The organism is Microvirga sp. GN3 (assembly GCF_055792825.1).
This window is the reverse complement of the sequence record NZ_JBVVAK010000002.1, coordinates 13,072-26,145: the sequence shown is the minus strand read 5'-3', so window position 1 is coordinate 26,145 and position 13,074 is coordinate 13,072. Positions and strand designations below refer to the sequence as shown.

Annotated in this window: 13 protein-coding genes; 9 read left to right on the top strand and 4 right to left on the bottom strand. The window is 59.0% G+C overall.

What is annotated here, in order from left to right:
* Genes ACS5Q1_RS01140 through ACS5Q1_RS01130 form a run of 3 tightly spaced genes read left to right on the top strand, consistent with a single transcriptional unit; the run spans nt 1 to nt 4,315 of the window.
* Nucleotides 1–1,134 carry an ABC transporter ATP-binding protein gene (locus ACS5Q1_RS01140; protein WP_473096471.1) on the top strand — a complete coding sequence of 378 codons (1,134 nt, stop codon included), beginning with the start codon at nt 1–3 and terminating at the stop codon, nt 1,132–1,134.
* Nucleotides 1,135–1,154: 20 nt separating this feature from the next.
* Nucleotides 1,155–2,837 carry a GMC family oxidoreductase gene (locus ACS5Q1_RS01135; RefSeq protein ID WP_473096470.1) on the top strand — a complete coding sequence of 561 codons (1,683 nt, stop codon included), beginning with the start codon at nt 1,155–1,157 and terminating at the stop codon, nt 2,835–2,837.
* Nucleotides 2,834–4,315 (top strand): mannitol dehydrogenase family protein, encoded by a 1,482-nt coding sequence (locus ACS5Q1_RS01130; RefSeq protein ID WP_473096469.1) that lies wholly within the window; start codon nt 2,834–2,836, stop codon nt 4,313–4,315. Before ACS5Q1_RS01135 ends, ACS5Q1_RS01130 begins: the two co-directional genes overlap by 4 nt.
* A gap of 6 nt (nt 4,316–4,321) precedes the next feature.
* Here ACS5Q1_RS01130 and ACS5Q1_RS01125 read toward each other — a convergent pair whose 3' ends face one another.
* From ACS5Q1_RS01125 to ACS5Q1_RS01115, 3 genes are all read right to left on the bottom strand, one after another.
* On the bottom strand, nt 4,322–5,359 hold the full coding sequence (locus tag ACS5Q1_RS01125) for an NAD(P)-dependent alcohol dehydrogenase (RefSeq protein ID WP_473096468.1): 1,038 nt from the start codon (nt 5,357–5,359) through the stop codon (nt 4,322–4,324).
* Nucleotides 5,360–5,480: 121 nt separating this feature from the next.
* Nucleotides 5,481–6,524, bottom strand: a complete 1,044-nt coding sequence (locus ACS5Q1_RS01120) for a S8 family serine peptidase (RefSeq protein ID WP_473096467.1) — start codon at nt 6,522–6,524, stop codon at nt 5,481–5,483.
* A 389-nt stretch (nt 6,525–6,913) separates the two neighbouring features.
* Nucleotides 6,914–7,318 (bottom strand): hypothetical protein, encoded by a 405-nt coding sequence (locus tag ACS5Q1_RS01115; RefSeq protein ID WP_473096466.1) that lies wholly within the window; start codon nt 7,316–7,318, stop codon nt 6,914–6,916.
* Between the two features lie 572 nt (nt 7,319–7,890).
* On the opposite strand from ACS5Q1_RS01115, the gene ACS5Q1_RS01110 reads away from it, so the two are divergent.
* The 5 genes from ACS5Q1_RS01110 (at nt 7,891) to ACS5Q1_RS01090 (ending at nt 11,054) form a co-directional block, all read left to right on the top strand.
* Complete coding sequence (locus tag ACS5Q1_RS01110; protein WP_473096465.1) at nt 7,891–8,298, top strand: DUF1236 domain-containing protein; 408 nt, start codon at nt 7,891–7,893, stop codon at nt 8,296–8,298.
* Between the two features lie 198 nt (nt 8,299–8,496).
* Nucleotides 8,497–8,988, top strand: coding sequence for an RNA polymerase sigma factor (locus ACS5Q1_RS01105; RefSeq protein WP_473096464.1), 492 nt, complete (start codon nt 8,497–8,499; stop codon nt 8,986–8,988).
* A 34-nt stretch (nt 8,989–9,022) separates the two neighbouring features.
* Nucleotides 9,023–9,778, top strand: coding sequence for a hypothetical protein (locus ACS5Q1_RS01100; RefSeq protein WP_473096463.1), 756 nt, complete (start codon nt 9,023–9,025; stop codon nt 9,776–9,778).
* A 124-nt stretch (nt 9,779–9,902) separates the two neighbouring features.
* On the top strand, nt 9,903–10,256 hold the full coding sequence (locus ACS5Q1_RS01095) for a DUF1236 domain-containing protein (protein ID WP_473096462.1): 354 nt from the start codon (nt 9,903–9,905) through the stop codon (nt 10,254–10,256).
* Nucleotides 10,257–10,316: 60 nt separating this feature from the next.
* A complete protein-coding gene (locus ACS5Q1_RS01090; RefSeq protein WP_473096461.1) occupies nt 10,317–11,054 on the top strand; it encodes a LuxR C-terminal-related transcriptional regulator in 738 nt (245 codons plus the stop codon).
* Between the two features lie 128 nt (nt 11,055–11,182).
* Here the strand turns inward: ACS5Q1_RS01090 and ACS5Q1_RS01085 are convergent, their stop codons facing one another.
* Nucleotides 11,183–11,905 carry a GntR family transcriptional regulator gene (locus ACS5Q1_RS01085; RefSeq protein WP_473096460.1) on the bottom strand — a complete coding sequence of 241 codons (723 nt, stop codon included), beginning with the start codon at nt 11,903–11,905 and terminating at the stop codon, nt 11,183–11,185.
* 158 nt (nt 11,906–12,063) lie between these two features.
* Here ACS5Q1_RS01085 and ACS5Q1_RS01080 point away from each other — a divergent pair, with 158 nt between their 5' ends.
* On the top strand, nt 12,064–13,071 hold the full coding sequence (locus ACS5Q1_RS01080; protein WP_473096633.1) for an ABC transporter substrate-binding protein: 1,008 nt from the start codon (nt 12,064–12,066) through the stop codon (nt 13,069–13,071).
* Nucleotides 13,072–13,074: the final 3 nt, after the last annotated feature.

The following is a 13,074-nucleotide window of genomic DNA, read 5'->3' as shown; positions in this document are numbered from 1 at the left end:
ATGTCGACGATTGTCCTCAAAGGCATTGAGAAAAGCTACGGTGCGGTGCAGGTGATTAAGGGAGTCGATCTGTCCATCGACGACCGTGAGTTTTGTGTTTTCGTCGGTCCTTCTGGGTGCGGAAAGTCGACGTTGCTGCGAATGATAGCCGGGCTTGAGGAAATCACGGAGGGTGATCTCATGATCGACGGCCAGCGCGTCAATGACGTGCCACCCTCGGAGCGCGGCCTCGCTATGGTGTTCCAATCCTATGCTCTCTACCCACATATGTCTGTCGCGGACAATATGGGCTTCTCGTTGCGCCTCGCCGGTGTGCCCAAGGAGGAGCGGCGTGTCAAGGTGGCGGAGGCCGCGCGGATCCTGCATCTGGACAAGCTCTTGGATCGCAAGCCGAAGGAGTTATCCGGCGGTCAGCGGCAGCGTGTGGCCATTGGCCGGGCCATCGTGCGCAAGCCCAAGGTCTTTCTCTTTGACGAACCATTGTCCAACCTCGATGCGGCGCTGCGCGTCCAGATGCGGATCGAGCTAGCCCGCCTGCACGATGAGCTTGCCGCAACCATGATCTATGTCACCCACGATCAGGTCGAGGCCATGACAATGGCGGACAAGATCGTGGTGCTGCAAGGAGGCATTGTCGAGCAGGCCGGAACTCCGCTCGAACTCTACCATCATCCACGGAACCTGTTCGTAGCGGGCTTCATCGGCAGCCCCAAGATGAACTTCCTTCCCGCAACAGTCACAGCGGTAACAGATGCGGCAACCACCATCCAGCTTGCCGGTGGCGCAAGCCTGAGTGTTCCTGTTCGCCCCGGTCGCCAGAAGGTTGGGGATGCAGTAACGCTCGGTGTGCGGCCCGAGCATATGCGGCTGGCCGGAGAGGGGGAGATCGCCGGCGAGGTGATGGTGGTCGAGCGCCTTGGCGGCGAAACATTCCTCTATACCCAGCTCAAGGACGGCACGATGCTGATCGTACAGGCAGACGGAGAGATCCCGACCGGCGTGCATGAGCGCATCGCCATCAGGCTCGATCCGGCGACCTGTCATCTGTTCGATGGCGACGGTGTCGCGATCGAGCGCGTGCAGCGGCATCCGTTGGCCAATCTGCGTCGGTTGCCAACCCGCAAGGCAAGTTGAGGCCTTTCCAGAGGCGGATTATGGCCTCGAAACGATTTGACTATATCATTGTTGGCGGCGGCAGTGCAGGATGCGTCGTCGCGAGCCGTCTCGTGGCCGAGAATGGCGCCAGGGTGCTGCTCGTCGAGGCAGGGCCTCGCCGGGTAAGTCCGATCCTTGCGATGCCGGCGGGTTATATGAAGTTTCTCGCCCGCGACACTTATCTCACGATGCACCACGTTCTCCCTCAGGAGCAGCTTGGCGGTCGCGCGCCCATCGTGCCGCAGGCCAAGGTGCTCGGTGGAGGCAGCGCAGTCAACGCCATGGTCTATATCCGCGGCCAGGCGGAGGACTACGATGGGTGGGACGTGGCCCTGGGCGGTGCCGAGTGGAGCTATAGGGATCTTCTGCCCCATTTCATCAGGCAGGAAGGGAACGATCACCTGGGCGCACCTTATCACGGTGTCAGCGGTCCCTTAAAAGTTTCCCATCTGGGACAGCACTCCGCCATGAGCCGCGTCTTTGTGCAGGCAATGCAGACATTGGGTGTCCCATATACGGCCGATTTCAATGGAGCCCGGCAAAACGGTGTTGGTTTTATGCAGCACACGATCGACTGGGCCACACGCCGTCGGTGCAGTGCGGTCAATGCGTTCCTCCGGCCCGTTCTCGCCGATCCGAAGTTGACCCTGCTCACGGAGACGACGGTCACTCATATCCATATAGAGCGGGACCGCACAACAGGCATAGACCTTGTCGGACCTTCCGGATCGGAGAGAGTCTTCGCCGATGCGGAGGTGATCATTGCGGCCGGAACCTATCTGACGCCGAAGCTTCTGATGCTCTCCGGCATCGGTCCTGCCGACGAACTTTCCAGGCTCGGACTCAAGGTTGTTGCCGATCTGCCCGGCGTCGGCCAGAATCTGCAGGATCACCATGAGGTTCCCATCATCGCTGCGTCATCCGGAGCCTTCGGCTATTTCGGCCAGGATCGCGGCCTGGCGAAGCTGCGAAATGGGTTGCAATACATGCTGTTCAAATCGGGAGCGGTCACGACGACCGGCGTAGAGGCCTGCGCCTTCATCGATCCCGATGGTAGTGAGCGGCCAGCGATTCAGCTCTATTGCGTTCCGACGGTCTATCTCGACCGCGACGTCTCTGGTGTAGAGCCGACGCACGGAGTGACGTTGAACCCGTGTCTGCTGCGTCCGAAGGCGCGCGGATCCGTGCGCCTCGCATCCGCCGATCCAAAAGCATTGCCGCTGGTGGATCCGCAGACCTTTGCCGATCCGGACGATCTTCGCTTGACCATGGCCGGGCTGCGCTATGCGCGGGAGGTTCTCGCGACGAGTCCCATCCGGGACATGATCGAACAGGAACTCTTCCCCGGGCAGGCGATCAGTTCGGATGAAGATCTGGCCGAGCACTGCCGCAGAACGGTGAAGACCAACTACCATCCGGTCGGCACCTGTCGCATGGGTCGCGACGATGATCCGCTTGCTGTGGTCTCGCCGGATCTGGCAGTGCATGGCATTGCAGGCCTGAGGATCGTCGATGCCTCAATCATGCCGACGATCACCAGCGGCAACACGAATGCACCGGTGCTGGCCATCGCCGACAAGGCGGTTGACATCATCACGGGTTCTACGCGCATGATTCCTGCGCCGGAAGCCGCTCCATCGAACCGCGTTTCCTCCATGCCCGATCAGGTCCAACCGCTATGAGCCAGAGCTTGAACCTTGCCAATCTCGCGAACCTACCCGGCAGTGTCGCCAAGCCTCGCTATGCCCGCGAGGAGCTCAAGGCCGGCATCCTCCACATTGGCGTCGGCAATTTTCACCGCGCCCATCAGGCCGTGTATCTGGACGACCTCTTCAATGCCGGAAAGAACCGCGATTGGGCTCTGATCGGCGCGGGCATCCGTGCGGGCGATAGAGCGATGCGCCAGGCACTGGAGCCTCAGGATTGGCTGACCACGGTGGTGGAACTCGAGCCCGGCGCCAATGTCGCTCGGGTGACTGGAGCCATGGCGGGCTTCGTGCCTGTCAACGAGGATGGACGCGCCATCGTCGATGCTCTCGACGATCCGGCTTTGCGGATCGTATCCCTGACCGTCACGGAAGGCGGCTATTGCATCGATCCGGCAACGGGGGCTTTCAATCCCGAGCATCCCGACATCGTCTATGACGCCGCGCATATGGATGCGCCCAAAGGCGTGTTCGGTGTTCTCCTTGCCGCATTAAAGCGCCGCGGTGATCAAGGAGTTGCACCCTTCACGGTGATGTCGTGCGACAACATTCCCCATAACGGGCAGGTGGCGAAGGATGCGGTGGCAGGTCTTGCCGATCTCGTGGATCCTGTTCTGGCGGCTTACGTGCGAGAGCAGGTGGCCTTTCCCAACAGCATGGTCGATCGCATCACGCCGGCGACGACGGACCGGGAGCGCGCCATTCTGGCGGAGCGCTTCGGCATCAAGGATAACTGGCCTGTTTTCTGCGAACCGTTCCGCCAATGGGTGCTGGAAGACAATTTCCCGACGGGCCGACCAGCACTTGAGGATGTCGGCGTCACGTTCACGCCACATGTGGCGGCCTTTGAGCTGATGAAGCTGCGCATCCTCAACGGCGGCCATGCCACCATCGCTTATCCGGCAGGTCTCTTAGGGTTTCACTTCGTGCACGACGCCATGGCAGATCCATTGGTGCGGGGCTTCCTCGATAAGCTCGAGACCGACGATATCATTCCTTGCGTGCCGCCCGTGCCAGGTGTCGATTTGCACGACTATTATCAGCTGATCGCCCGACGCTTCGCCAATCCGGATGTGGGCGATACGATTCCGCGGCTCGCCCAAGACGGTTCCAACCGGCAGCCCAAATTCATCCTGCCCTCAACGCGGGATCGGCTGAAGGCGGGCGCTGATGTCACGGGGCTGGCTCTCGAATCCGCCCTGTGGTGTCGGTATTGTGCGGGAGCAACCGATGCCGGTGAGCCTTTCAAGCTCGACGATCCCAATGCGAGCCGCCTGACACCGGCCGCTTTGGCCGCGAAGGATGATCCAGCGTCTTTCCTCGACCTACGAGATATCTTCGGCGATGTCGCGGATGCTCCACAGTTTCGCTCCCGATTCGAGACGGCCCTGAACAGCCTGTGGCGTGATGGAACCCGCGCCACCCTGCAGCGCTACTTGAACGGAAGCCTTTGAGGCCGGTCAGGCAGGCATGTCGATCTGCACCTTCACGGAAGCCGGAGGCATCGCCTTGGCAAAGTCGAAGGCCTCGACGCTGTCCTTGAAAGCGAAGCGATCAGTGATCAGCGGCTTCACGTCGATCCTCCCCGATGCGATCATCGCTACCGCCCGCGGATAGACATGGGCATAGCGGAAGATGCTTTCGACCCTGGCCTCCTTCACCTGAGCCTTGCTGACGTCGAAGGGGAATGGTTCAAGGGGAATGCCGACCAGCGCAACCTTTCCGCCAGGACAGACGAGATCGAACATCTCCGCCATGGCAGGCAGATAGCCTGAGCATTCGAAAATGATATCCGCGCCCCAATCGGCGCTCTCGCGTTTGACAACGTCCAGAAGATTTTGGTTCCGGACATTGACCGGCACGACGGGGCCGAGGGAGCGTGCCAATGCAAGTTTCGGCTCGTGGATGTCGCTCACGATGACCCGCGAGCAACCGGCCGCCAAAGCGGCCAGGATCGTGACCATCCCGATTGGCCCTGCGCCGATGACGACAGCGAGGTCGCCGGGCTGAACTTGAACCTTAGTGGCGGCATGCATGCCAACGGCGAGAGGCTCGACCATGGCACCTTCGGCGTATGAGACATGATCCGGAAGCTTGAAGGTGAAGTCGGCCGGATGGACGACCGTCGGGCGGAGCACGCCGTGTACCGGCGGGGTTGCCCAGAACCGCACGGCTGGATCGAGATTGTACTTTCCCAGACGTGTTGCGCGACTCGCCGGATCCGGAATCCCTGGTTCCATGCAGACGCGGTCGCCGGGTTTAAATTCCGTCACGGCCGGGCCGACCTCGACAATCTGGCCCGCGGCCTCATGCCCGAGGATCATCGGCTCCTTGACCGCGAAGGGCCCAATAGCGCCGTGCGTGTAGTAATGCACGTCACTCCCACAGACGCCGACCGTTCGAAGAGCAATCCTGACATCTCGAGGTCCAAGCTTTTCATCAACCGGGATATCGCGCAAGCTGAGTTCGTCCTTGCGCTCGAGCACCAGCGCTTTCATGACTCACTCTCCTCTTCGAGAGTCTTATTTTGCCCTATCGCGATAGAAGTGCATAGCACTTCCGAGCCATTGCCTGGTTCATTCTTCTTGAATGAAGGGAGCGATTGACCGTAAAAGCCGATCAGGGAAGTTCAGAGCTTTTCTCAGCCGCCGAGTGTGCAACAGGTGTCTCGTCCTGGCGAGGCGAACAAAGATTGGCTGCTTGCAGCAGCCCGTAACCATAAGTTTTGTCGCGCCCTGGCGCGCCCAGATCGAGAGTGCTGCTCTCAAGCGCCGCCTGAAGGTCTGTTGCATTCACTGTGCTGCTGGACGCAGTGAGGATCGCTGCTGCGGCCGATATGAACGGCACAGCATAGGATGTCCCGCTCTTGATGGTCCCGCCACCCCCAGCAGAGGCGACCCACAGATCCACTCCGGGCGCGGCCATGTCGATATATTCGCCTTGGGTTGCCCGGGAGTAGATGGTGAGATTCCTGTCAACGGCTGTGACGGCGATCACGCCCGGGTAGGCAGCAGGATAAGATGGTTCTGCACCCGCACCGTTGTTGCCTGCCGCGGCCACGATAATCATGCCTTTCGCTTGGGCGGAGGCAATCGCCCGCTTCAGGACTTCATTGGGCGAGCCGGACAGGCTCATGTTGACAACACGTACATTGCGTTCAGCCAGAATCTCCAAGGCCCGGACGAGGGTAATCACGTCCGTTCGGTCCGCCGTTCCACCATTGCGATAGAACGCATCCACGGCGAGAAGATGTGCGCCAGGAAGAAGCCCAGGCGTGCCGCTGTCGTTCCGCCCGACAAGGATGGCGGCCATGGCCGTCCCATGATCGGGCTGAGACGGGTTGCCGCGGAGCTCAAGCCCGGACAGGACTTCGATCGATTGTCCCTTCAGAGATTCATGATCGCGATTGATGCCTGTATCGATGAGGCCGATGGTCGGGAGGGGGCCGCATTGTTCGGAGGCGGATCCGCTCCAGCCCACAAGTGAAATAGCCTCACAGCTTGGTCCCGTGCAGCCGGAACCTTCATCCGTGTAATAGTAATGATCGAAATCGGTCGCCGTATCTGCGTCGACCATACGCACCCGGCGCTGCGCCTCGCCAAGAGACATTCCGCGTGGTGGGACGAGCCTGACAACGCTCGCAAGGGTTCCTTTCGTCTGCATCTCAGCGCGGAATCCTTGTGCGCTCAGCCGAGCCAGGTCAGCCGACGTCACGCCAAGCGCTACGATCGAACGCATGGCACGAGCGGGTTTAGGGAGAGGGCGATCAACCGCTGCTGCAGGCATGGCAGGCCGGGAAGGCAATGCCTTGCCTGCATTGAGCTCCGTCGTGCTCGCCTGTCTTGCGTTCCCCTTGCCGACCGCCGCTTGCACTTTGCCTGCTTTGTCCACGCGCGAGGATTCAGTTTTCTTCGATCCGGCACTGCTTGATGTCGATTTTGCTTTCGCGGCGCTCTTGCGAGTTTTGGCTTTCTCAACGGATCTTACCGGTGCCCCCGTGCGGGGGCGAAGGCTGTCAGAGATAGCTCCGAAAAGAGCCGACAATCCCCTGGTTACGGTCGATGTGGAACTACCAATTCCAACTGGAGCGCCAGCATTCCGATTCGGTGTCTTTCCCTTATCTGAGGACTTTCCTTGTCCAGATGCATTGCCTTGGCTGGAGGAACTTCCCTGACTTGATGACTTTCCGGAATTCGAAGTGCCTCCTTGATTTGAGGCGCTTCCGCGGTTGCCGGAATTGCTTTGCCCCGCATTCGTGTTGCCGTTGCTTCGACCACTTTGGCTTCCCCCTTCACTTGCGTTGCTGTTTCCCTTGCCGTTCCCATTGCTCCCGGCAGCACTTGCAGCTCCGCTATTTCTCGAGGTGCCGTTGCCACCTGTGCTCCCTTTGCTCCCAGCGTTCCCACTATTATCGGAACTTCCATTGTTCCCGGCGTTACCAGTGCTGCCTGAATCACCGTTTCCGTTGCCTCCGTCTTTTCCGCCGGAATTATTGCCTTCCTTAGCTGTCGCGAGTGCGTTCTCCAAGGCTAAGCCACCGCTCTCGGCGATATCGATCTGGACCTTCACCGGGCACGCAAGGGCAAGGCACGATACCGCAATCAGAAGAGTGCGCTGACGTGGTTTCATCGAAACGGTTCACCTTTGCAGTCGGATATCCAGCGAGACATTCTGCAATCGATTTCGGGAAGCGCCTCCAAACGACAATAACGGCTAAGGCACAGGGTTTGTTTCAAGTGATGGCCGGAGACTTGATGGATAGCAGAATGGGCTTAGCGAACGGCGACGCTCTGTTCAGAGTTTCTGTCGGCGCGGCTCCGAAAGCAATGCTGGATCGAAGGCTCAGATGAACAGAAGATGAATAACGGCGAAGTGTATAATCATGGTAGATGGTGCTCAGCCTCTGTTCATGCTTATCAGTAACTTGAGTTTGGCCACATGGGCCGAGAATTGCTTTGAAACTACTTTAAGAATGACGCGTTATCGGTTGCCGGGTGCAAAGCCCGAATGTTCATTCAGGAGTATGATCATGTCGAAGAAGTTCCTTCATGCAGCCGCTGCTCTCGCCGCTCTTGTGCCTGCTGCTGCCTTCGCGCAGTCGGGCGGTGCTGCCGCCGGCGCTGCCACGGGCGCGGTTGGCGGTGCGATCGTCGGCGGTCCGGTTGGAGCGGCCGTGGGTGGTGTCACGGGAGCCATCGTGGGTGGTATCGCCGATCAGCAGCAGCCGCAGTTCCGTCAGTATGTGACGACGCAGCGCGTGCCTTCTTATACCTACAGGGAAGAGGTTCGCGTCGGCGCGGTTCTCCCGGAAAGTGGCGTGACCTATCACGAGGTCCCTGCCGAGTACAAGGTGAAAGGCTACCGGTACACGGTTGTGAACAATACTCCGGTACTGGTGGAGCCGAGCAGCCGCAAGATCGTGCAGGTGATCCGCTAAAGCGCGCCACCTCTTGAATTCAGCTATGGGCGGCCGATCCGGCCGCCCTTTTTGCATTGGCAGAGCCGGCGGATTCCCGACGACATATTTATGCCGGTGCCGCCCGCTTCGTTCGTCATTCGAAAGTTCTCCCACTTGAGATTGGAATAAAGCGGCTAGGTTCTCCGTTATGATGCAAAGAGACTATGCGGAGGAGGAATGCCGGCAGCCATAGGACAGGAATTGGTGGCGCTCCTGCCGCGGCTGAGGCGCTTTGCACTGGTGCTTTGTCGCTCACAGCCGCTTGCGGACGATCTCGTCCAGGGGGCTTGCGAGCGTGCGCTTGCTAATTCGGATAGCTGGACGCCGGGGACAAAGTTCGATGCATGGATGTTTCGTATTCTCCGCAATTACTGGATCGATCACCTGCGACGGATGAGAACTGAAGGCATGATGGAAGATGTGACACTGCAAACACAGCTTGTCGGAGATCCAGGGGAGGGGACAATCCTGAACAGGCTGGTTCTATCTGAGGTCCAACGAGCCATCGATGATCTGCCTCAGGAGCACCGGGAGGTCCTCGTCCTCGTATGCGCCGAGGATCTCAGTTATCGGGAGGCGGCCGAGGTCTTGGGTGTCCCCATCGGGACTGTCATGAGTCGCCTTGCGCGCGCGCGCAAGCGGCTGATGGAGATGACAGCCGCCGCCTAGGGGGCTGAAGAAAAGCAAGAGCGGAGCAATAGTGATGTCCCGGTTGCATCTCAGTGATGAGATCCTGATGGCCTTTGCCGACGGCGAACTCGAAGAGCCTACGGCCGCTGCCGTTGCCAAAGCGATGGCAGAGGATCCCATTGTGGCCAAGCGGATCATGGATTTTCAGCAGAGCCGCCGGTTGACCCGTTCCGCACTCTCTGTCGCCTTGATGCCTGATGTGCCGCCCGAATTGCGGGCGGCTGTATCGGCTCAGGTTAACGCCTATGAGGATGCCAATAGGCTGGATGCAGAGCCTGCTCTCAAGGCGCCGCGGCACGAGCGGCTTGCGCGAAAGGGTTCGTTCATGCCGATGGCTCTGGCGGCGTCCATTGCTGCCGTGGCGCTTGCTTTGGGCTATTTCGCTGGTTGGCAAGGTAGACCAGGGACGGACAGTTTGATGGGGCATCTGGAGAGTCCGCTGGTTCATCGTGAATTGAGTAGGATTGCGTCTGGAAAGGACGTGGAACTGCCGTTTGGCCGCTTGCGGGTGATTTCGACCTATCGTCTTGCAAACGGCTCCCTGTGCCGTGAATTCCGGCTTCAATCGTTCACTGCGGCAGCAGAAGCCGTTGCTTGCCGCAACGGTGAATGGAACGCGACCATCGCCCTGGCAAAAGCCATCAACGATGCTGAATTCACGCCCAGCGGAGGAGGGGACCCGATGGCGGCGTACCTGGAAAGCATTGGTGCCGACCGGCCTCTTGTCGATGAGGCGGAAGCTAGGGCTCTCGCTGAGGCTCACCGTTAAGCTGTTGGTCTAAGACCTCGTGAAGGACTTGCCTGCCAGTTTTGAGAATTTTTCTAAGAAAGGTGGAATAAACCCGCGAGCCGCGCCGTTCTCTGTCCAACTTGGCGAGTGATAGAGGATGGGTATGAGAGCCGCGTATCATCTGGCCTTCGCCGTATTCTCTGTGGGCACCGTTGCGGCACCCACAACGGTGCCGAACGCACCAGATCCGGCCACTGCGACATCGTCAATTCAGTCGCACCCTATTCCTGATACCGTTCGTAACATTGCGGCGGACCTTTCGGCTCGCCTGAATGCGGGACAGGAGAATTTCCCGGTCGCAACTCTCGACCGGGGGATATCTCCCGGAGAAAGCCTGTCCGAGACGATCGAACTATACCCTATCCCGAAGCATGAAACCTATCGTTATGCGGTCGTCGACGGTTATCGTCTGATCGTCGATGCGACATCCCGAAAAATCGTCTACGTCATACAATGAATGCCCAGAGCCTAGGTAAAGAAGAAAAACATTTCCGCTCGAAGAAAAGGCGACCAAATCATGTCACTGCAAAGCGCGAACGGGACACATTTGGTGCTTGACGATAAAGGTAGCTCCCCGGCAATCGTTTTTCCCGTCTGCACCAATCCATTGCTTCGACTTGGACTGGAGAGCATCCTTCCCAATGCAGATTTTGTCGTGTGGCATGACATCGTCGACGGATTCTCGAGCCTGCCCGCTATCGAGAATGAGTTCTCTGCACTTTTCATCATTGATGCAAGCAGCTTCACCAGCGGAGCCGTCGATCTGGTTCGACGATTGAAAGCTCATGCTCCCGCGGCACGGTTTGTCATACTGGCGGATGCCTTTGATCCCGGCACCGTGTCCGCAGCCTGGGGCGCGGGAGTTCACGGGTTCTGTCTCTCGACCCATAACCAGGATGTGCTCGTTAAGTCACTCGAACTGGTGATGCTAGGGGAACCCGTGCTTCCCGCAACGATTGTTCTCCCGATTGCAGGAGTAGACGCACATAACACCCATCATGAACCTGCTGGGGTCTCGATGGTAGAGAGCGTCAACAGCCATCAAAGTCGGAAATTGTCCTGCAGAGAGACGGAAATTTTGACTTGCTTGACTGAGGGCGCACCCAACAAGGTCATTGCACGCAAGCTTAATCTGTCCGAGGCTACTGTGAAGGTCCATGTCAAGGCCATTCTGAAGAAGATCGGCGCCTGCAATCGCACTCAGGCTGCGCTTTGGGCTAGAAGATATGTCTCGATAGGCCCGAAGCCATTGTAAAGGCGCATCTTCAGCGCCTCGCTAGGCTCTAAAGACTCTAGCGCGCTTTCGGCGAAGTGGATCGGGTTTGCCGTCAAAAAATGCGGCAAGCCAAGAAGAGAGATGATTCCACCCAAATGGAAACAGCTCTAGCCTCTCACATAACCGGGATACTTCGCTCTGATCTCATCCACATGAGACAAAGTGCCGGAGAGGTGATGACGCAAGTGCTTTTGGGCTTCTTCCGGCTGTCCATCCGCAATCGCCTGCACGATCAACCTGTGATGCTGCACGATGTCCTGCGCCTTGCCCGGAGTCGGAAGATGGAGGCGGCGCAGTCGATCGATATGCCCGCTGCGGCTGCGCACGAGAACCCATAGGTCATTCATTCTGGCCGCTTCGTAGAGATGCTGGTGAAAGGCTTGGTCGGCTGCGGAAAAAGCTTCAAAGTCTTCCGCCTCCATAAGGGCCTGCTGTTGCGCAAGAAAGCCCTGAAGCCTGGCAATCAGCCGAGGATCCGGAGCGAGCGCCAAGCCCCGCACGATCTCAAGTTCCAGCGAGCGCCGCAGGAAGTGCGCCTGATGCGCAAGCGTGAGGTCGATGGGGCTGACCACGGTCGCATGCTGCGGGAAAATATCGACAAGACCGTCCTCCTGGAGCCTTAAGAGGGCATCACGGATCGGAGTCGAGCTGAGACCAAATTCCTTCTGGAGGGTAAGTCGGTTCAGCACAGTCCCGGGAGCCAAGGTGAGGGAAATGATCATCTCCCTCAGACGCTCGAAGACCTGGGGCGCAGCTTGGCGGCCCCGCTCAAGGCGATCGGAGGGTGCGGTCGGGATCGGCTGGCTAAGGACTGTGCGAGGTGGCGCCATTCGGAAGAACCTGAACTTTTGTCGACCCCTTCTATACCACACTTGTCTCGGATGCACTAATGCATTAGTGTATGAGGCATCGGACAAATAAGCCGATCTTGGCCATCAAGGCTCCCGACAAGAGGAGCCCATCTCGAGGAAGCACCATGAATAAGCAGATGAGGCGTCTATGCGCCGGTGTGACGGCTGCCGTTGGGTTATTTGCTCTCGCAAACACCGCCTCGGCGCAGCAGAAAAGCGAAGTTTCCATCACGCGCCAACCCGGCATCATCTATTTGCCGACCCACGTCATCGAAAAGCAGCAGCTCATCGAGAAGCATGCTGCCCGGCTTGGTCTGCCTGAGCTGAAGACCAAGTGGATCACCTTCAGCGGTGGCGGCGCGCAGACGGATGCGCTGCTCTCCGGCGGCGTCGACATGGTCAATACCGGCGTCGGCAACCTGCTCCTGCTCTGGGACCGCACCAAGGGCGGCGTAAAGGGCATCGTGGCATCCTCGGCACTGCCGCTGGCTTTCGTTACGCACGATCCCAAGATCAAATCCCTGAAGGACTTCGGATCAGGCGACAAGATTGCCGTGCCGACCGTGAAGGTTTCAACCCAGGCTATCCTTCTTCAGATGGCCAGCGCCAAGGAGTTCGGGGCCGATCAATGGGCGAAGCTCGATGCGAACACGGTTCAGCTCGGCCATCCGGACGCCGTCGTCGCCATGACCAATCCGCAGCACGAGGTGAAGAACCACTTTGCCGCTCCGCCCTTCCAATACATCGAGATGAAAACCGTGCCCAACGCACGTATCATCCTGCAATCACCCGATATCATTGGCGGGCCGCTCACACAGGGTCAGTTCTTTACGACGACGAAATTCGCCGAGGCCAATCCGAAGGTCATCGAGGCGGTTCGCGCCGCGTCGAAGGAGGCGCAGGATTTCATCCGCAGCGACACCAAGGCGGCCGTTAACATCTACAAGGAAATCACCGGCGACAAGACCAGCCCCGAAGATCTTCTCGAGTGGCTGAAGCAGCCCGGCATGATGGAATGGAACCTTGAGCCTCAGGGCACAATGAAGTTTGCCGAACACCTCTACAAGATCGGCACCCTGAAGACGATGCCGAAATCCTGGACGGACTTCTACCTTCCGATCGCGCACGACCTCAAAGGCAGCTGAGAC